17 protein-coding genes and 2 pseudogenes are annotated in these 20,469 nt (G+C 55.5%); 17 read left to right on the top strand and 2 right to left on the bottom strand.

Annotation, left to right across the window (positions count from 1 at the left end):
• The first annotated feature begins 34 nt into the window (after nt 1-34).
• From ENN66_03390 to ENN66_03355, 8 genes and pseudogenes are all read left to right on the top strand, one after another.
• Nucleotides 35-706 carry a transglutaminase family protein gene (locus ENN66_03390; GenBank protein ID HDS15650.1) on the top strand — a complete coding sequence of 224 codons (672 nt, stop codon included), beginning with the start codon at nt 35-37 and terminating at the stop codon, nt 704-706.
• Nucleotides 673-1,136 (top strand): annotated as a pseudogene (locus ENN66_03385) (DNA-deoxyinosine glycosylase). Before ENN66_03390 ends, ENN66_03385 begins: the two are co-directional and overlap by 34 nt.
• A gap of 134 nt (nt 1,137-1,270) precedes the next feature.
• The gene (gene mltF / locus ENN66_03380) at nt 1,271-2,755 is read left to right on the top strand and encodes a membrane-bound lytic murein transglycosylase MltF (GenBank protein ID HDS15649.1); all 1,485 of its coding nucleotides are present in this window, start codon (nt 1,271-1,273) and stop codon (nt 2,753-2,755) included.
• Between the two features lie 293 nt (nt 2,756-3,048).
• Nucleotides 3,049-3,630: a hypothetical protein gene (locus ENN66_03375; protein ID HDS15648.1), complete on the top strand. Its 582-nt coding sequence runs from the start codon at nt 3,049-3,051 to the stop codon at nt 3,628-3,630.
• Nucleotides 3,631-3,636: 6 nt separating this feature from the next.
• Nucleotides 3,637-7,011: a response regulator gene (locus ENN66_03370; GenBank protein HDS15647.1), complete on the top strand. Its 3,375-nt coding sequence runs from the start codon at nt 3,637-3,639 to the stop codon at nt 7,009-7,011.
• 229 nt (nt 7,012-7,240) lie between these two features.
• Complete coding sequence (locus ENN66_03365; GenBank protein ID HDS15646.1) at nt 7,241-7,375, top strand: response regulator; 135 nt, start codon at nt 7,241-7,243, stop codon at nt 7,373-7,375.
• Nucleotides 7,376-7,425: 50 nt separating this feature from the next.
• The gene (locus ENN66_03360) at nt 7,426-7,860 is read left to right on the top strand and encodes a response regulator transcription factor (GenBank protein ID HDS15645.1); all 435 of its coding nucleotides are present in this window, start codon (nt 7,426-7,428) and stop codon (nt 7,858-7,860) included.
• A gap of 178 nt (nt 7,861-8,038) precedes the next feature.
• The gene (locus ENN66_03355) at nt 8,039-8,395 is read left to right on the top strand and encodes a hypothetical protein (protein ID HDS15644.1); all 357 of its coding nucleotides are present in this window, start codon (nt 8,039-8,041) and stop codon (nt 8,393-8,395) included.
• Nucleotides 8,396-8,413: 18 nt separating this feature from the next.
• Here the strand turns inward: ENN66_03355 and ENN66_03350 are convergent, their stop codons facing one another.
• Both ENN66_03350 and ENN66_03345 read right to left on the bottom strand, forming a co-directional pair.
• Nucleotides 8,414-9,238: a mechanosensitive ion channel gene (locus ENN66_03350; GenBank protein ID HDS15643.1), complete on the bottom strand. Its 825-nt coding sequence runs from the start codon at nt 9,236-9,238 to the stop codon at nt 8,414-8,416.
• A gap of 53 nt (nt 9,239-9,291) precedes the next feature.
• The gene (locus tag ENN66_03345; GenBank protein HDS15642.1) at nt 9,292-10,158 is read right to left on the bottom strand and encodes a 4Fe-4S dicluster domain-containing protein; all 867 of its coding nucleotides are present in this window, start codon (nt 10,156-10,158) and stop codon (nt 9,292-9,294) included.
• Between the two features lie 235 nt (nt 10,159-10,393).
• Here ENN66_03345 and ENN66_03340 point away from each other — a divergent pair, with 235 nt between their 5' ends.
• The 9 genes and pseudogenes from ENN66_03340 (at nt 10,394) to ENN66_03300 (ending at nt 20,354) form a co-directional block, all read left to right on the top strand.
• Nucleotides 10,394-10,831: a transcriptional repressor gene (locus ENN66_03340; protein ID HDS15641.1), complete on the top strand. Its 438-nt coding sequence runs from the start codon at nt 10,394-10,396 to the stop codon at nt 10,829-10,831.
• Nucleotides 10,832-11,329: 498 nt separating this feature from the next.
• Entirely contained in the window at nt 11,330-12,316 is a 987-nt protein-coding gene (locus tag ENN66_03335) for a cytochrome-c peroxidase (protein HDS15640.1), read from the top strand.
• Between the two features lie 70 nt (nt 12,317-12,386).
• Nucleotides 12,387-13,841 (top strand): catalase, encoded by a 1,455-nt coding sequence (locus ENN66_03330; GenBank protein ID HDS15639.1) that lies wholly within the window; start codon nt 12,387-12,389, stop codon nt 13,839-13,841.
• Between the two features lie 168 nt (nt 13,842-14,009).
• Nucleotides 14,010-14,546 (top strand): annotated as a pseudogene (locus ENN66_03325) (YeeE/YedE family protein).
• On the top strand, nt 14,543-15,067 hold the full coding sequence (locus ENN66_03320; protein HDS15638.1) for a YeeE/YedE family protein: 525 nt from the start codon (nt 14,543-14,545) through the stop codon (nt 15,065-15,067). Before ENN66_03325 ends, ENN66_03320 begins: the two are co-directional and overlap by 4 nt.
• A gap of 136 nt (nt 15,068-15,203) precedes the next feature.
• Nucleotides 15,204-15,938, top strand: a complete 735-nt coding sequence (locus tag ENN66_03315) for a peroxiredoxin (protein ID HDS15637.1) — start codon at nt 15,204-15,206, stop codon at nt 15,936-15,938.
• A gap of 66 nt (nt 15,939-16,004) precedes the next feature.
• Nucleotides 16,005-16,685, top strand: a complete 681-nt coding sequence (locus ENN66_03310) for an ABC transporter ATP-binding protein (GenBank protein HDS15636.1) — start codon at nt 16,005-16,007, stop codon at nt 16,683-16,685.
• On the top strand, nt 16,660-19,206 hold the full coding sequence (locus ENN66_03305) for an FtsX-like permease family protein (protein ID HDS15635.1): 2,547 nt from the start codon (nt 16,660-16,662) through the stop codon (nt 19,204-19,206). Before ENN66_03310 ends, ENN66_03305 begins: the two co-directional genes overlap by 26 nt.
• A gap of 2 nt (nt 19,207-19,208) precedes the next feature.
• On the top strand, nt 19,209-20,354 hold the full coding sequence (locus tag ENN66_03300; GenBank protein ID HDS15634.1) for a carotenoid 1,2-hydratase: 1,146 nt from the start codon (nt 19,209-19,211) through the stop codon (nt 20,352-20,354).
• Nucleotides 20,355-20,469: the final 115 nt, after the last annotated feature.

Raw genomic sequence — 20,469 nt, 5'->3', positions numbered from 1 at the left:
ACATTACCAGACAGGAGACAAAAATCCTCCTCCCATGGACTACGAGATGAATTCAACCTTCGATCGGAACTTATATCTGCGCGAGACGGCCTTCCTTGATTTCAGCGATTCCAGACTGCGAGCGCAAGCCCGCAAACTGACGGCCAATCTCGAAAAACCCGCAGACCAGGCCCGGGCCCTCTTTTTTTTCGTACGCGACCAAATCACCTATAACCCTTATACCTCGTTCAAACGGCCGGAAGATTACCGGGCCAGCGTTATTATGGCGCGCGGCGCCGGCTTCTGCATTCCCAAGGCCTCACTTTTCGCCGCCCTGCTGCGCAGCTGTGACATCCCGGCAAAATTTTATTTTGCCGATATCATAAACCATAAAGCTCCACCCAAAATTGCCGAAATCATGGGAAATTTTTTCGCTTACCACTGCTATTGCGGCGTTTTTCTGGAAAATCGCTGGGTTAAGGCGGCCCCCACTTTTAATCGCGAGCTGTTTCTCCGAATAGAAGTCGAGCCCAACGATTTCGACGGCCGGCACGACGCCCTGCTCCCGGGCACCGACCGCTTCGGACACCCTTTTGTAGAATATGTCAAGGACCGGGGCGAGGACCATGATATTCCTTTCGCTCAAATCATGACCACTTTCAGCCGCATCTACGGCCCGGAAACCATGGAAAAATGGCAAGCGAGCTCCTCACCGGCCTGCCGCTGATCGAAGCGCCGGTTTCCCGGCAGCTGATTCTGGAATCAATGCCGGGCCGGGAATCACTAGCCCGGCGCCAGTATTATGCGCATCCGCGCAACGCCTTCTGGTCGATTATGAATCAACTGCTGGAACTCCCGGAAACCGCCCCCTATAGCGCGCGTCTGGCCGCCCTGCGAAACTTTAAGGTTCCCTGTGGGATGTCCTCGCCCTCTGCCGCCGCCCGGGCAGCCTTGACCACCACATCAGGGCTCAGGACGCCAGCCCCAACCGGCTGAATGATTTCCGCCATCGCCACCCCGAACTTGCAGCTGTGGCTTTCAACGGTCGCAAGGCGCGCCAGCTTTTTACGCGCTATTGCACGCGCAGCGTCGGAAACCTCTGGGAAAATATCACCATGATAGATCTGCCGTCCACCAGTCCGGCGCATGCCGCCCTGCGGCCGCCTGCAAAAAACAAGCTCTGGGAACAACAACTGCAACCATGGCTGCTGTCCTCGGCGGCGCTGCAAAGCAACAGCGAGGGTGGTTTGCAGCCGAATTACCCTGAGAAAAACAGAACGCGGACTCACAAATGCATTCCGGACTGACGACTCACGCACCGCAAACCGGGCCGATCGGAAAAACGCGCTTTTATCAGGGGAATAACGCACTTTTTCGAAAAGGCTGGGTCGCCGTTTTGATAATCCTGCCGCTTTCCCTTCTCGGCGGCTGCGATTTTCCTCAGGAATTCAAACTTTCCGGCGAATTGACCGGCAAACCGGGAAGACTCACGGTCCTGACCCGCAATATTCCGACCGCCTATTATCTCGGACCGGATGGTGAAACCGGCTTCGAGTATGACCTGGTCAAAGCTTTCGCGGAAGACCTGGGGCTCAAACTGGAAATCAAGGTGGCCGGCTCGGCCAGCGAGCTGCTCTCCGGCATGGCCGGCGAGCAGGCGGATCTGGCGGCCGGAGGACTGACCCGAACCCCGGAAAGAGAAAAACGCTTCGTCTTCGGTCCCGACTATTTTATGGTAAGCCAGCTGGTCGTTTATCGCAGGCATGAACGCCACCCCCAAAACCTGGCCGAACTACAGAATTATGCCCTGTCGATTCCAGCCCGCAGCAGCGCCGCCGAACAACTGCGTGAGTTAAGTCAACAATGGCCTGGCTTGAACTGGCAAACGACCTATGATTACAATACCGATCAGCTGCTTGAAAAAATCTGGCGGAAAGAACTCGATTGCACCATTGCCGACTCCAATCTGCTCGCGATCAATCGGCGTTATTATCCGGAACTGGAAGCCGCCTTTACTATCGGAGAGAAACAACCTCTGGCCTGGATTATCAACCCGAAACGCCGAGCCCTGGCAAAAAAGCTGAATCACTGGATGCAGGATTTCGTCCAAAGCAACCGTTTTAAAGATCTCAAGGAACGCCACTTCGGTCATATTGAAATCTTCGATTACGTCGATATAAAAATTTTCAACCGCCGCATCAAGACCAGGCTGCCGCGATATCGTGCGCTTTTTGAAAGGTACGGCCATGAGTACCGGATTCCCTGGACTCTGCTGGCCGCCAAGGCCTATCAGGAATCACACTGGGATCCTTTGGCTCAGAGTCCGACCGGAGTCCGCGGCATCATGATGCTGACCTTGACCACGGCCGACCAGATGGGAGTTACAAACCGACTCGCGGCGGAGGAAAGTATTCGCGGCGGCGCAGCCTACCTGCGAAGCCTGCTTGACCAGATTCCGGCCGAGTTTCGGGAGGATGAGCGTGCCAACGTGGCCATGGCGGCCTACAACATCGGCATGGGCCATATTCATGATGTCCGCAGGCTCGCCCGAGCGGCCGGCGAAAACCCCAACCAGTGGTCCACCCTGGAAAAATTCCTCCCGCTTCTGCGCCAGGAGAAATATTATAAAGCCCTGAAACATGGCTATGCCCGCGGCGACGAACCCATTATGTATGTTAAAAGGATAAATAACTACCGTCATATTCTGGAAAAAAAACTGGGGCTTTATACGCCACCGGATACCGCGACCACCGGGCCGCCGCTGGCGCGGAAATAACCTGCCCCTGTCCTACCGGCTGCCGTTATCCGAATAAACAACCTGACTTTTGCCGTCAATGGCCACGGCAAAAAAATGACCGCTCGGCAAGCAAACCCGCTTTTAGTTGCACTCGCAGGCAAAAGTATTATAATATGTCATCCATCAGTCCTGTTCACATCCGGTAGCGACCCAGCGCCTTCGGAAATCCGCCTGCTCCAAAGCCCGGCGAGGCTCCGCCGCCCGATTATCAATCTCTGTCACCGCGCTTTTTCACCGCCGTTAAGACCTTTAACCTTTAAGCATCAAACACAATGGCAACCGCGGCCAAAAAACCACATTACCCTCTGGCCCTGGCCGGGATTATTCTGCTTGCGGCCGGAATCCTGATGACCGGCTGGGCGGTACGGGAAAGAGCCCGTCAATTACGCCAGGATTTTCTGCGTCAGGCGGATCAGATCTCCCAGGCCATTCCGAGCAATCTGGTAAACGCCCTGAGCGGCAGCAAGGCCGATCTTGTAAAACCTGAATATCTACGTCTGAAAAAACACTTCGCCGCCCTTAAACATCTCTACCGGAATTGCCGCTTCATCTATCTGCTGCGCAGTCGGGCCGATGGCGAAATCATTTTCCTGATCGATGACCAAGCTATCACGGCCCCGAATGTGATTCCGGCCGGCAGCCTTTACGACGACGCCCCGCCCGAATTTCGCTACGGCCTGCTCAGCGAAACCGAGTTGGTCACCGGTCCCCTCAGCGATCGCCGGGGTTCCTTTATCGCCGCCATGACCCCCTTGGCCAACACGAACAAACCGGCCACATCCCTGGTTATCGGCCTTGACGCCGACGCCTGGCGCAAATCGCTGCAGCATGCCGCCTGGATTCCGATCCTGTAAAACCTGTTGCTTGTCCTGATAATGTTCTCCGGCGCGCGGTTACTCGCCAAGCGCCGGCGCCTGGCGGCAAAAGCCTCGCCCTGGATGTTCCATCTGGAGCCGGCCATGGCGGTCGCCATCGGCCTGGTTTTAACCTTCACCGCCACCTGGCTGCTGTTTTGGCATGAAACTCGGGACCACCATCTGACCTTCACCCAACTGGCGGCCGATAAAACCGAACCTCTCAACCAGGCTCTGCGACAAGTCTGGGGGCCGGAGCTCGAATCACTGGCCCGATTCTGCCAAAAAAGCGACCAGCTCACCCCCACGGCCTTCAACGATTTCACCCTCCATCTTACTCACAACCCGAAAATTTACACCTGGCAATGGATTCCGGTGCTGGCGGCGTCCGAAAAAACTCCCTTTGAAGTTCGACAGCAAACCCTGGGTCTAACCGAGTTCAGACTCTGGCAAGCCGCCGCAACCGGATTACCGATCGCCATCACCGCTCCCGCTCTGAGGCAGGAAGATACCCGGCACATGGAACTGCTGCTGTTACAGTCAATTCCGGAAAAAGCTGCCGACGCCGGCGAAAACGGCTTTGCCGTGGCCGTTCTGAAACTGCAGACCTTTCTCGAGAGAACCATTCCGAACCCGGCCTTTCCCCTGGAGATCTCCCTGATCAACCCGGACGGCAGCTTCGAAAAACTGGCCGACACCTGGAAAGGAAAGCCGAAACCGGACGCAGGATTCACCTGGACCAGGCCTTTGCTGGTGGGCGATCAAACCCTGGCTCTGACCGTTAACGAACCCTCTGCTTTCAGAGAAGCTTCGGCCTGGAATTCTTCCACCATCGTTTTCCTGACCGGCTGCAGCCTGACCCTGATTCTGACGATCGCCATCGCCCTGATGCTGCGCCACCGACGCGAGCAGGAAAGACGGAAAGAATTTTTCACCGAACACCGTCTGGCAACCGAACGGGAGCGTCTGATCAATGTTATCAAAGGTACCAACGCCGGCACCTGGGAATGGGATATCATCAGCGGAGCCGCGGTATTCAATGAACGCTGGGCCGAGATCATCGGCTATACGCTGACGGAAATCAGCCCGGTCAGTATTAAAACCTGGGAGAATCTTATCCACCCCGACGATCTGGAACCGACCAGGATGCAGCTCGCCCGTCATTTTGCCGGGGAACTGGCTTTCTATGAATGCCGTTTTCGCATGCTCCATAAAACTGGTCACTGGGTCTGGATTCTTGACCACGGCCGCGTCACAAAATGGCATGCCGATGGCAGACCTCTGAAAATGTTCGGCATCCACCTGGACATCAACGAAATGAAAGAAGCCGAAGCCGCCTTCACCGCCATGTTCCGGGGAGAAGAGCAGAGCTGCCAGTTGCCGATGGCGACCAAGGAGGGAAAACCAATTCCGGTTGAAACCCGCGTCTGGTTCGGAAAGTGGAACCAGGCCGACTGCATTTTCAGCGTGAGCAAGGATCTCAGCGCCGAGCAGGAAGCCCAGCAACGCTTTGAACGGTTATTTCGCAACAACCCGGCCCTGATGTCCCTGTCGCGGCGGCCGGAAAGAATTTTCACGGATGTCAATGAGACCTTTATCAGAATTTTGGGTTATTCCCGCGAGGAGATTATCGGTAAAACCGCAAGCGAACTGGGGTTGTTCAGCGATGCGAAGGAGCAGGCCGATTTCAACGACTCCCTGTTAAACGGAAAACGCTTCGTTAACCACGAACTGCGCCTGCGCACGAAAAACAACCTGGTCATAAACGGTCTTTTCTCGGGTGAGGTGATCCATAATCAGGGACAGAAATATCTGCTCGGCGTCATGCTTGACATCACCCGGCGTAAAAAAGCCGAAATCGAGCTACAAAAAACCGTCGTTGAACTCGAACAAACCACGGCCCGGGCCAACCGGTTGGCTTGTGAAGCAGGTCTGGCCAACCTCGCCAAAAGCGAATTCCTGGCCAACATGAGCCATGAAATCAGAACCCCAATGAACGGGGTCATCGGCATGACCGGCCTCTTGTTGGCAACCGAACTGAATGAAACCCAGCGCCGCTATGCGGAAACCGTCCAGGCCAGCGGCACGGCGCTGCTCCGCCTGATCAACGATATTCTGGACTTTTCCAAAATCGAGGCTCATAAACTCGAGCTTGAAAATCTCGATTTTGAGCTGGACAAAGAGATTGAGGATCTGGCCTCCATCCTCGCCCTGCAGGCTCGGGGCAAAAGCCTCGAACTTCTCTGCGTTCTGGCCCCACAACTTCCGGTCAGGCTTTGCGGCGACCCGGGACGTCTCCGCCAGATTCTGACCAATCTGGTTGATAACGCCATCAAATTCACGGAAAAAGGCAAGATCGTCATTCGCGTCGGCCTGGAAAACGAAAACCGTGAACAGGCGACCTTACATTTTACCGTAAGCGACCACGGCATCGGCATTCCTGAAGATAAAATTGATCGGCTTTTCCAGTCTTTTTCCCAGGTCGCCCCCTCGACCACCAGGCGTTACGGGGGCACCGGCCTGGGGCTGGCGATTTCAAAACAGCTGGTCGAGCTGATGGGAGGTCGCATCGGCGTCAAAAGCGTTGCCGGGCAGGGTTCTGAGTTCTGGTTTACCGCCGTGTTCACCAAACAGATGAACGCCGCCGACCCACTTGCTGAGCCACCGAAGACCGAGCCCAAGACTTCAGCACCAATCGAAGACCAGCAAAAAACAAACGTCTCCGGCATGCGAACCGGCATGCGCTTACTGGTCGCCGAAGACAACCCCGTCAATCAGATGGTGGCCCTCGGGATTCTCAGGAACCTGGGTTTTCAGGCCGATGCCGTCGCTGATGGCCGCGCAGCGCTGACCGCTCTGCAAAAGACATCTTACGATCTGGTTCTGATGGATGTCCAGATGCCGGAAATGGACGGCCTGGAAGCTACCCGGCAGATCCGCTCCGGCGCCGGGGTTCTCAATCCCGCCATTCCGATAATCGCCATGACCGCCCGCGCCCAGGCTGAAGACCGCCAACAGTGCCTGCAGGCAGGGATGAACGATTATGTTTCCAAACCAGTTTCGCCGGCGGCATTGAACAGCACCCTTTCCAAATGGTTGCCCGAAAACAAAGAATCAACCTCACCGCCTTCGAAAAAAAACCAAACCGCCGCTCAGGTTGAAGCCGCAGCCCGGACTCAGACCTGGGACCACTCGGGTTTAATGGAACGGCTGCGGGATGACGAAAAACTGGCGGAGACGATCATGGCAGTTTTTTTCGCCGACCTTCCCCGGCAACTGGAAAAGCTTTCCGCCAGCCTGCAAAAGCGGGATCTCCCCGCCTGTGCCCGTCGGGCCCATACCATCGCCGGGGCGGCCGCCAATGTCGGCGGCGACGCTTGAACTGGAATTTGTCAGACTGCGCCACGAAGTCCGGGCTGTCCAGGATAAGCAGGCCAGGAAACTACCAGAGCAAGAAACCTGAAGGTACCGTGTCGCCAACCCCGCCCAGGAAAGGCAAAGGTCCCGACGACCGATAGATTTTTTTGGTTCTTGGAATTTCGTGGCGCTTCAGCTCCGGCCGCTGATCGAGTCAGGGCCGAATGAATTTACTCAATTTGGAATTGATCACATGAACGATCTGGACGGAAAATATAAAATTTTAATCGCCGACGATGATCCGACCTCACTCGCCATCCTGGCCGCCATGTTGGAAAAGGCCGGATATGACATCCTCATCGCGGTTGACGGCGGGCAAGCCTTTTGACCATGCTGCAACAACCAGAGGCTCCGCAGCTGGTCATTCTTGACTAGGTCATGCCGGTCATGGACGGCATAGAAGTGATCCGCCGCATCCGCGCCCAAGCCACACCTCTGCCTTTCTATATCATCATCCTGACCGGCAAAGGTGAAAAGGGCGATATCATCACCGGTTTGGAAGCCGGCGCCGATGATTATCTTTCCAAACCTTTTGATGCCGGCGAGCTCAAGGCCCGGCTCCGGGTCGGCCGGCGCATGCTCGATATTCAGAAAAAACCCGCGGCCCGCATTACTGAATTGAGTCAGGCCCTGCAGCATATCAAAGTCCTGCAGGGTATCCTGCCGATTTGTTCGTACTGTAAAAAAATCAGGGATGACAAAGGCTACTGGAGTCAGGTTGAAATCTATATCAGCCAGCATTCACAAGCGGATTTCAGCCATGGCATCTGCCCCGACTGCAAAAAGAAGTATTTTCCCGAATTGTGCAAATAAAGCAATTAGCGTAATTGTTATAGCGCTCTGTAAGTATCATGTGTCCTCCCTGTCGCGGGCGGGGCTTATTCCTGCTTTTGCCCGCAGATGAAGCTGTCGGTAAGTGCGGTTGCAAGACCGGTCTGCGGCGACGGTGAAAACGCTAACCTCAGATAAAAACTCTACAGGAGCCCTGAACATGCATTGTGATCGCTGCGGCGCAACTATAAGCGACGGTGAAGAAACCCTCTGCAACAGCCAGAATCTCTGCGAGGACTGTTATATGGACACCCTTTCGCCCACCCGTATCTGCGACCCCTGGGCCGTCCATCACGCCAAGTCCTGCGGCGCCGGTCAGACCGAACTGACCGCGACCCAGAAAAAAATACTCGCCATCCTGAGTCGGACCGGCGGTGCCCCCATGTCCCTGCTTGAGAATGAATTACAACTGTCGGCCCGGGAAATCGAACGGGACATAGCCGCCTTACGTCACATGGAAAAGCTTAAAGGACGTCCTGAAAACGGCGGCAAGGTCTACTGTCTGTGGGAAAGTTAAAAACCAGTCGCCAACAGCTCAGCTTTTCTCTTCCGGCTGCGGATTGAACAGGTGGACATCCTGCTGCGGAAAGGGGATGCTGATGCCTTCCTCGTCGAATTTGAGCTTAATCGCCTCAAGCATGTCGAAATACAGATTCCAATAGTCTTCGGTTCTGGTCCAAAGGCGCATGACCAGATCAACACTGCTGTCCGCCAAGGCCGCAACCGCGACAAAAGGCAGCGGTTGCGGCAAGACCCGACGGTCCGCGGCCGCGAGCTCGGCCAGCACCTTTTTCACCTTTTTCAGATTATCGCCATAACTGACTCCGATCGTCAGATCAACCCGGCGGGTAGGAAAAGCCGAGTAATTGACGATATTGCCGCCCATCATGGTCGCATTAGGCACAATCACCTTTTTATTGTCCGGGGTTTTCAGAATGGTCGTAAACACATTGATTTCATCCACCAAACCGGAAACCCCACCGCCATCAATATAGTCCCCGCCCTTAAAGGGGCGAAAGACAATCATCAGGACGCCCGCCGCAAAATTGGCGAGCGAACCCTGCAGCGCCAGACCGACGGCCAGACCGGCCGCACCGAGAACCGCGATAAAGGAGGTTGTCTGCAGACCAAGTTTGGAAAGCGCGGCGATCACGACAAAAGTCAGAATCGAAAAATAAGCCAGATTACCGACAAACGAGATAATGGTCTGATCGATTTTCTGTTTTTTGAGAACCTTTTCCATTAAACCGCAGACCATCTGAGCAGCCCAGCGACCGAGGACCACAATAACCAGGGCGGCAACCACTTTCATGCCGTAAAGCATAGCCAGATCCAGCGCCTTTTCCAGATATCTTTCCATTTTCGCCTCCTTTTCCAAGAAACCACCAAATTTTAATTAACGGTATTTCAGGTTCATTGCTCCACCCGAGCAAACGGCTCGATAAAGATTTGCGTAGCTGGAGTTTCAGCATACCTTTCGGCTCGTTCCCGAACCCGCGCGTGAATCGGGCGCAGATCTGCCACGAGCGCTTTTTCCGGACACAGACGGACACAGTTAAAACAGAGAATGCAGTTTTCTCCGAAAACCGGAAAAGGTTGCAGCGACAGCGCCGCCACCGGGCAACTGTTGACGCAGACTCCGCAACCGCTGCAGCGTTGTTCGTCGACCACGCGGGACGGCAGGATTTTGCGGGCGATCTGAAGATTAAGTTTACGCATATCCTCCCGTGCCGCCGCCGACTGATAGCGCAGAAGTTCCTGAGAGAGCACCGGCGGTCGGTCCCGCCGAAGGTTCTCCGTGACCACCCGCACCAGCTCAAGCATCATCCGCTCGGCTGCGACATCGGGCTGTCCGGCACCCACCGGATCCGCCGCCTCCCACATCAGGGAATGAAGCGCCAGAATCTTGGCCGCGCCCGCCAGCTTGTAACCGCGCGCCGCCAGAGCCTCCGCCATTTCCTCCAAAGCCAGACCACTGGTCGCGCCCCCCCAGGTAGCAAAGGGCACGGCCCAGGCATCCGGTTTGACCGGCAGGCGCGCAATAAATTCCATCACCGGGGGCAGGGCATGAGAAGAATATACCGGCGAACCGACAAAAAGCAGTCTCCGGCCCGCGGCATCTTTGATCTCCCGAAGGAAATCAGCTTCGGCGGACGGATTACAACCCAGTTCGCAAACCCCGACCGGGCCTTGCTCACGCAGGAAATTCTCCAGCACTCGACCAACTAGCCGGGTCGTTCCGGCCGGAGAACAATAAACCATGAAGATCCTAAGTGCCATTGCGATGCCTCCAAAAATCTGTTTTTATTCACGTTATTTATGGCCCTAAAGGCCGGATTGGGATTGCGGGGCTTTGCGTCCCCATCAGAATAACTTCTGCCAACCCAAAGTTCCCGAACCAAAAACCAAATCTTTTGCCGATTTTCGTTGCCGCCGGGAAAATAATATTGACAAACAAAATCTTTTATGTTCTGTTAATCCAATCCAATTTCTTACAACGCTGAAACCAACGCGTATGCTTATGCCGACTTATCGTTTAGCAGATTTCGAAGAGACTTTCCAGCGTTACGGTTTACGCCTGACCCAGCAGCGTCTGGAAATCTTTAAAACCCTGGTGAACAGCAAAGATCATCCCACGGCGGAAACCCTTTACCTCGAACTGCGAAAAAACATGCCGACGATCTCCCTGGACACAATCTATCGCAATCTCCACACCATGGAAGAACACGGCCTGATCAGCCGTGTGGTTACAGGCCAAAGCCAGGCCCGTTTTGAAGGTAACATCGAGCCCCACCACCACATGATCTGCACCGCGTGTCATAAAATCACGGATATTTCCTGGGCAACCTTTGATCAGCTGGAAATTCCGGAGCAATACCGGACCTGGGGACGGATGCTCTATAAACAAGCGACCATCACCGGAATTTGTCGGGATTGTCTTAAGACTTCCTGAAATTTTTTTACTCAGCTTTCAGTAAATTTTATTATTTAGTAATTTCTTAAGAAGTTTTGTAAAGTAAAAAACAACCCCTCGCCCCCACAAGCCTCACCCGGAAAGTCCGGCCGTGAAACGAGGCTGTCAGAATCTTTCAATCAATCAGAGAAAAGAGTGCAGGACCAAGACCGGCGCCGACCTACTGGAAAAAGCTAAATAGGATTTATTATTTTTAAATAATTTTTATTTACTTTGGCGCCATGGACAATTATAGATCGGATAAATTTAAATGGTCCGCTTTAAGGGGCCTTCTTTAACCGCAGAAAGTAACTGCAAGCCGGAGCTGTAACCGTATCATTTCTGTGACCTCCAAGTAACGACTTGCACCCTTAAAAGCCAATCACTGTCAACCATGCCACCAAGGGAAGATAAAGATCATGAAAAAAACGCGCTTCTGATTTTCAGTCTTTTTTTACCGTTTTCTGCCTGGGCAGCGCCCAGGCCGGTGACACGCTCATGGAAAACGCCCGCGACCACTTCAAACCGATTCCCGACACGCCTCCGCAGCTGGCCGGCAACCCGGCCAACCCGCCCAAGCTTGAACTGGGGGCGATGCTCTATTTTGAACCCCGACTTTCAAGCAGCGCCCTGATCAGTTGCAACACCTGTCACAATGTCGGCCTGGGCGGGGCTGATTATCAGGAAACCTCTACCGGCCATGGCTGGAAGCGGGGGCCGCGCAACGCGCCGACGGTTTTAAACTCGGTCTTCAATGTGGCTCAGTTCTGGGATGGACGGGCCAAGGACCTGGCGGAACAGGCCAAAGGTCCGGTGCAGGCCGGAGTGGAAATGAACAATACGCCGGAAAGTGTCATTAAAACCCTGAAAAGCATGCCTGAATACGTCGAGCTGTTCCAAAAAGCCTTTCCCGGCCAAACAGACCCGGTTACTTTCGATAACATGGCCAAGGCGATAGAAGTCTTCGAAGCCACCCTGCTGACTCCGGATTCGCTCTTTGACCTTTTTCTCAAAGGCAAGACCAAGGCTCTTAACGATACCGAGCGCAAAGGGCTGCAGGCTTTTCTCGACAGGGGCTGCGTCGATTGTCACAGCGGCGTCAACATGGGCGGCGACGACTGTTATGGTTTCGGCGTGATCAAAACCCCGGCCGAAAAAATCCTCGCCGGCGATAAGGGCCGTTACAGCGTAACCGCACTAGACGATGACCGGTTCGTTTTCAAATCCCCATCCCTGCGTAACATCGAGCTGACCACCCCTTATTTTCACTCCGGGGTGATCTGGTCCCTGCGGGAAGCGGTTGAAATCATGAGCACAGCTCAGCTGGATTCGGTTTTAAGCCAGGAAGAGGTCGCCCAGGTTACGGCTTTTCTGAAAACCACCACCGGCAAGCAGCCGGAAGTCAAACATCCGCTTCTGCCCGCTCCCAGGGATAACACCCCCAAACCGTACCTGGGTCAGATGGGCGAGAAAAGCGCCCATTAAGACAAATACACCGCGATCCACCCAGATTTCATAATGATCAAAAACCATCGCCCCATCCATGGAGAACGACATGACTGAGCCGAAAAAACTGACCACCAGCGCCGGCGCTCCGGTTGCCGACAACCAGAACGTTATGACCGCCGGCCGGCGGGGACCGCAACTTCTGCAGGATGTCTGGTTTCTTGAAAAACTGGCGCATTTTGACCGTGAGGTGATTCCGGAACGGCGCATGCACGCCAAAGGCTCCGGCGCCTACGGCCGTTTCACCGTCACCCACGACATCACCCGCTACGCGAAAGCCCGCATCTTTTCTGAAATCGGCAAACAAACCGAGCTCTTCGCCCGCTTCTCGACGGTTGCCGGCGAGCGCGGAGCCGCCGATGCGGAACGCGACATTCGGGGTTTTGCCCTTAAATTTTACACGGAACAGGGCAACTGGGATCTGGTCGGCAACAACACGCCGGTCTTTTTTCTGCGGGACCCGCTGAAATTTCCCGACCTCAACCACGCCGTCAAGCGCGACCCTCGCACCAATCTTCGCAGCGCCTGCAATAACTGGGATTTCTGGACCTCGCTGCCTGAAGCCCTGCATCAGGTCACAATCGTTATGAGCGACCGGGGCATTCCGGCCAGTTATCGCCACATGCACGGTTTCGGCAGTCATACCTTCAGCCTGATCAACGCCGCCAACGAACGCTACTGGGTCAAGTTTCATTTTAAAACCCAGCAGGGCATCAAGAACCTGACCGATATCGAAGCCGAGATGGTGGTCGGCAAATGCCGGGAAAGCCATCAGCGCGACCTTTATGAAAATATTGAAAATGGCGATTTTCCGCGTTGGACCATGTTCATTCAGGTGATGCCGGAAAAAGAGGCCGCGACCTGCCCCTACAACCCTTTCGACCTGACCAAGGTCTGGTTTCACGAAGACTACCCGATGATTGAGGTCGGCTATTTTGAGCTGAACCGCAATCCGGAAAATTATTTCGCCGAGGTCGAACAAGCGGCCTTCAATCCCGCCAGCATCGTACCAGGTATCGGCTTTTCACCCGACAAGATGCTTCAGGGGCGCCTGTTTTCCTATGGCGACGCCCAGCGTTATCGGCTGGGCGTCAACCATCACCTGATCCCGGTCAACGCCCCACGCTGTCCGGTCCACAGCTATCATCGCGACGGCCAGATGCGGGTTGACGGCAACCACGGCAGTACCCTGGCCTACGAACCCAACAGCTATGGCGAATGGCGGGAGCAACCGGATTACGCCGAACTTCCGTTAAGCCTGGAAGGGGCCGCCGACCACTGGAACCAGCGCGAAGACGATGATTATTATTCACAGCCGGGCAAACTCTTTCGCCTGATGAGCACGGAACAAAAGCTGGCCCTATTTGCAAATACGGCGCGCTCAATTCAGGATGCGCCGAAAATGATTCAATTGCGTCATCTCGGCAACTGCCTGAAAGCCGACCCGGCTTACGGCGCGGGCATCGCCCGCGCCCTGAACATAGAGCTCAGGGAAGTCAGATAGAAGATTTGACGAAATCCGGTGCCCGGATTGACTTTTTTTCAGCGCTTACCTATTCGAAAAATCGATATTAAAAGCCGTCACTATTTGAAATAATAATTTTATCTTGTATAATAACGGTTACAAGCCATCCGCCCCCAGGAAACAACCCGAAACCATCAAGGAGAAGTCATGTTCAGAAAAACCTGGAATCCCTACCTGGCCGGGGCTCTGGCCGGAATTCTGCTGATCTTATCGGCATTGTTCACCGGCAAATTTTTCGGCACCTCGACCACCTTTCCCCGCCTGAGCGCAGCCATCATGGAAAGCCTCGGCATCGAGACCTCGAACTATGAATACTTCACCACCAGTAACGGCAAGTATGGCGCCGGCGCCCTGCCCGACTGGCAACTGATGTTCGTCATCGGAATTTTTCTTGGAGCTCTTATCGCGGCCAGACTTTCAGGGGCGTTCAAGCTTCAGGCGGTTCCCGACATGTGGCGACATCGATTCGGCCCCGGAGCCGGCCAGCGCGGGCTGGTCGCCTTTGTCGGCGGGCTCATCGGCATGGTCGGCGCCCGTCTGGCCGGAGGCTGACCCAGCGGCCACGGGTTGAGCGGTCTGGCTCAACTTTCAATCAGCGGATTTATCGCTCTCGGCGGTTTTTTTCTGATCGGCGCTTTGGTTGCCAACCTGATTTATGGTTTTTCTGAAGGAGGGCGCTCATGACGCTGCTATCCGGCCTGATCACCGGCATTATTTTCGGCTTTCTTCTGCAGAAAGCCCAGGTTCTGAGTTACGACAAACAGGTTGGAGCCCTGCGTTTTCGCGACATGACGATTTTCAAATTCATGCTCACTTCGATCATCGTCGCCGCGATCGGCATTCATCTGCTTTACGACCTGGGCCAGATCAAGATGAGTCTCAAGGGAACCTCCATCGGAGCCCAGGTCATCGGTGGTTCATTATTTGGAATCGGCTGGGCGCTGCTCGGCTATTGTCCGGGAACCGCGGTCGGAGCAGTGGGCGAAGGACGTCTTGACGGCATCTGGGGGATTTTCGGCATGCTGGCCGGAGGCTTTGCCTACGCCCTGGTTTATCCCTTCATGAAAACCCACATCATCCCCTTGGGTAATTTCGGCAAGGTCACCCTGCCGCAGCTGCTCGGCGTCAGTCACTGGCTGGTAATCATCGTCCTCGCCGTCTTTACCCTGGCCATGTTCGTCTTTTTTGAAAAGAAAAAACTATGATGACCACGATTCAGCTTGCTTAAATTGCGCGCCATTCAGTTACAGCTTAAAGAATAACCATGGAGCACTTTGGCTCTCATTCGCATAGCGAATCCCGAAAGCAAGCTGCTCCGCCATAAGAATCAAGGAGGAAATCATGCCCGAAGAAATGGCCGTCGGCTGCGCCCGGCCCACCGGAGGACCGGTGGGCGAGGCCGAGGAAACCGTCAGACCAACAAATGAACCCAAGAGCCCCAACCCGGCAAAGGAGATCAAACCCATGCTCCAAGTAGGTCGCAAAGCCCCAGATTTCGTCGCCCCCGCATATTTAAAAGGGAAATTTGTCAACGTCAAACTCTCCGATTATCTGGGGAAATGGGTGCTGCTCTGTTTCTATCCCGGTGATTTCACTTTTGTCTGAGCCACCGAGCTTTCGGCAGTTGCCGAAAAATATGCCGCCCTGCAAAAAATGGGGGTCGAGGTTTTAACCATGAGCATCGACAGCATGTTCGTTCACAAGATGTGGGACGAAAAGGAACTCGCCTTAATGGTCGAGGGCGGCATTCCTTTTCCCATGCTTTCCGATGCCGGCGGACAGGTCGGCCGCGTTTACGGCGTTTTTGACGAGGCGGCCGGAGTCGAAAACCGGGGCCGTTTCATTATCGATCCCGACGGCATCATTCAGGGCTATGAAGTTCTGACGCCTCCGATCGGCCGCAACATTCTTGAAACCTTTCGCCAGCTTGAGGCTTTTCAGCTGATTCGGGCCAGCCGGGGCAGCGAAGCCACTCCGGCCTGCTGGAAACCCGGGAAAATAACTCTGCAACCAGGCCCCGATCTGGTCGGCAACGTCTGGAAGGTCTGGAAAACCAGTATGGCTTTTGAAGATTAAACTCATCCGACCGGGTCGAGTGCAACTCTCGACCCGGCTTTTTTTCGCACTCTGGGCCCAGCAAACATGAACGATGCAGACAACGCCATGATCACCCTGGAAAAGATTTCCAAAATCTACCCAGGCGCCGTGCCGGTCACCGCGCTCACACAAATAGATCTGGTTATCAAGCCGGGCGAGCGTTTGGCCCTGCTCGGCAAAAGCGGCTCCGGCAAATCAACCCTGCTCAACCTGCTGGCCCTGATCGACAAGCCCAGCGGCGGTCGCCTGACCATCGACGACCGCGCGGCTGAAGACTTCTCGGAAAACGACGCCACCCGCTATCGGCGACGCGACCTCGGCTTTATTTTTCAGTTTTTCAACCTTTTACCGACCTTGACCCTGAGGGAAAACATCTGCCTGCCGATGGAACTGCTCGGCCATGACGACCACGGCCTGATGATGGAACTTTGCCGTGAAGCCGGTATCTGCGACCAGCTTGACCGTTACCCGGAAGAAGTTTCCGGCGGCGAGCAGCAACGCGCCGCCGTAATTCGGGCCCTGGTCAAAAAACCCCGTCTGATTCTGGCCGACGAACCGACCGGCAACCTTGATCTCGACACCGGACTGCATATCGTTAGCCTGATGAACGAAATCTGCGACCGCTTCAACACCGCACTCGTAATGGTCACCCATAGCCGGGAAGCGGCTTCGGTCTGCAGTCGACGTCTAAAAATCATCGATGGCCGGCTGCTGCCCGATGTTTAAACTCCTCATAGCCTTTCTTCGGCACCATCGCCGGCGCCCACTGCCGACCCTGCTCTGGATTCTCGGAGTCGCTCTCGGGGTCACCATGGTTTCCGGAATCTACCTGGCCAATCAAGCCGCCCTGAATTCCTTCACCAGTGCGACCCGGGTGCTCTCAGGCCGGGCCACTCACGAAATTTCTACCGCCTCCGGCCGCCTCGACGAGAACCTTTATGTTGAGCTGGTCAAAAAACTGCCCGGCCTGAAAATAGCCCCCCTGGTGGAAGGCGAACTGAGTGTTGACGGTCAGGTTCTCAGCGTGATCGGCATTGATCCCTTTGCCGCCCGCGAGCTCAATCCCCTGATAGAAAACAAACTCAAACCTGAAGAGCTGCTGCGTTTCATCAGCGAACCGGGACTGGTCCTGGCCTCTCCGGCAGCCGCCCGCCTGGCCACGGCCGACGGCCGTCTGCGGCTTGACAACGGCGGCCGGACCGGGGGAGAACTGAACCTGCGTCTGCTCGGCACCGTCGACATGCATCAGAACCCCGAAAAGCGCGTGGTCTTCGGCGACCTTTCCTGGACCCAGGAGCTTCTTCAGGGAGCCGGCCTGCTCAAAAAACTGGAATTGATCCTGCCGGAAGCAACACCCTTACCAACCGTCTCCGCCCGACAGTTTTCCGAGGCCGAGCTCAGAAAGCTCCTGCCCGCCCATGTGCAGCTGACCACCACCGGCGATCAGGCCCGCATTCATACAGCCATGCTCGATTCCTTCAATCTCAATCTGACCGCCTTAAGCCTGCTCTCATTGTTCGTCGGCTTCTACCTGGTTTACAACACCATTCTTTTTTCCCTGCTGCAACGCCGCCGGGAAATCGGCGTTCTGCTGACCCTGGGTTTTTCACGCCACCAGCTGACCGTCGCCCTGCTGATTGAAATCAGCCTGGTCGCCGGCTTCGGTTCGCTTCTGGGTCTTGGCCTGGGTTACGTCCTGGCGGGCTATTCACTCAACATCATCAACCAGACCATCTCGGATCTTTATTTTTTCCTGCGTTCCTCCCTGCCCCGGCTGAACTTCAGTTTTTATCTGCGAGGGCTCACTATCGGCATCGGCTCCGCCTGGGCCGCCGCTTTTTTCCCCCTGCTGGAAATCCGCCGCAATTCAATCCTTTCCCTGCTTTCCCGGCGACGAGGCGAGGACCGCACCTTTCGCCGCCGCAAGCTTAACTTCGGGCTGGGCCTGCTGATTATCACAGTCTCCCTGGCCATCGCCTATCTGCCCGGGGAAACACCCCATTTCGGTTTCGCCGCGGCCTTTGGCATCTGCCTGGGTTCTTCCCTGCTGACGCCATACGGCATAGAGCGGACTTTGTCCCGGCTCGGGCCGCATTTACCCAATCTCAAATGGCGGCTGGCCGTCGGGGCGGTCCGCCGCTCCCTGAGCCGCAGCGCCCCGGCGGTCGCCGCCCTGATGGTGGCGCTCTCAATGTCACTGGCGATTTCGCTGATGATCGGATCCTTTCGCGCGACCGTCACCAACTGGTTCAACCACAGCATTCAGGGTGATTTTTACATCACCGACAGCGACCGTGATTATGATGCCAGCCTGCTTGAGCAAGAACTGGTCAGTGAACTTTCACGGCTACCCGAGGTCGTCGCCGCCAACCGCTACCGCAACCTGCGCTATCAATTCAACCAGCGTCTGATTCGCCTGACCGGAGTCGACAGCCAGGTTCTGGGCAAATACTCAAGCTACCATTTCAGCGCGCAAAACAGCCCCGATCCCTGGCTCGAAGTCAGCCGGGGCGCGGTCATGATTTCGGAAACCCTGGCCCGCAAACATCGGTTGCAACCCGGCCAACGGCTGACCTTGAATGGTCTCAACGAACGCCGTGAGTTCACGGTGACCGCCGTGTTCCGCGACTACGTCACCGAACACGGGGTAATCTTAATGGATTTCGCCAACCTGCAAGAACTGATCGGAAACGACCGCGTGAATTCCCTGGCCCTCTTTCTCGCCCCCACAAGCGACCGCCGCGATTTTACCGCCGTTTTAGAGAAAAAGATCGCTCTCTACAGTTGTAAAGTCTATGCCAATCATGATTTGAAAAAGCGGATCATGGAGATTTTCGACCGCAGTTTCGCGATTACTCTCAGCACTCGCCTGATCGCAATTTTTGTGGCTTTTTTCGGCATCATCAGCGCCCTGCTCGCGATCTATCTGGAAAACGAGCGGGAATACGGCATTCTGCGGGCGCTAGGATTAAGTCGCAAGGAGGTTTTCGGCATTGCTCTCGGCCATTCCCTGACTTTAGGTCTGCTCGCCGCCATCGGCGCCGCTCTGACCGGCCCGCTGCTGGCCTGGATTTTAATCAAGGTCATCAACCTCAAGTCCTTCGGCTGGAGTATTGATTTTTCCATCGATTTGCTACTCTATCCGGCCACAATCGCAATCACCATCCTGGCCTCCCTGGCCGCCGGTCTCTACCCGGCCTGGCGCATTGCTTCAACCCAGCCTTCATTCCAGATGCGGGAGCGCTGAACATGCCTAGGGCTTATGCTGGATTAATCCGTCGTCTGCTTTCAGCCTTGACCACGCTGCTGCTCGGCCTGACTGTCGCAGTCCCTCTCACCGCCTGGGAAAAGGCCCTGAGCCCTTATAATTTTTCCTTCCCCGAGGATCACGGCAGTCACCCTAAGTACCAGACCGAATGGTGGTATGTCACCGGCCGCCTGACGACGCCGGAAGACCGTCATTTCGGTTATCAATTCACTATTTTCCGCCAGGGAATCACGGAACAACCGAACCCGGCCGAGACCAATCCCTGGCAACTGCGCGACCTCTACATGCTCCACTGCGGGTTGACTGATCTCGAGGAAAAAAAATTCTATGCCCACCAGGACATCAGCCGGGCCGGACCGGGACTCGCCGGAGCCCGGGAAAACGGCATGGAAACCTGGCTCAAAGGCAGCCGAATAGCCTGGAGCGAAGAAAAACAGGCGCTCGAATTAAGGGCTTTGACCCCAGACTATGAACTGGTCCTCGAACTTAAACCAACCTATCCGCCGATTTTAAACGGCGACCGCGGTCTGAGCGCCAAGGGATCGAGACCGGGACAAGCTTCGCATTATTATTCCTGGCCGCGTTTAACGGGAACAGGAAAGCTGGAAATGGCGGGAAGAAGTCTGGCGGTTCACAGCCTGAGCTGGCTTGATCGGGAATTCGCCACCAACCAACTGGGCCCGGAGCAAGCCGGCTGGGACTGGTTCGCCTTCCATTTCGATGACGGCAGCGCCCTGATGCTCTATCGCATGCGTCTGAAAAAAGGCGGTCAGGATCCGACCTCAAGCGGCACCTGGATTTTCGCCGACGGACGCTCGCACCACTTGACCGCTGCGGAATTCAGCCTGATTCCGGGAAAAACCTGGCGCAGCCCAAAAAGCGGAGCCGAATATCCGCTCCATTGGCAGATCAGACTTACTGAGCCACGGCCTTTACAACTGCAGATTAAGGCCCTGCTGGCCGATCAGGAAATGCAGACCGACGTGACCACTCAAACCAACTACTGGGAGGGAGCGGTCAGCGTCACCGGCAGGGATCCGGTCGGCCGCGAAACCAACGGTCACGGCTACCTGGAAATGACCGGCTACGATCGGGCTTTGGGCGCGTTGCAGGAGCCCGCAAGATAGTCCGGAATGCTTTTGTCCACATGCCAGGCCTCACGGTCTTCGCGACCATCTTCCGCATGCCCCCATTGCCTATCGGCGTAAAATCCCTTTGACAGGGGAAAAATTATTTACTAGT

The organism is Pseudomonadota bacterium, from assembly GCA_011049115.1.
GTDB lineage: Bacteria > Desulfobacterota > Anaeroferrophillalia > Anaeroferrophillales > Tharpellaceae > DSCM01.
This window is presented reverse-complemented; position numbering and strand designations above follow the sequence as displayed.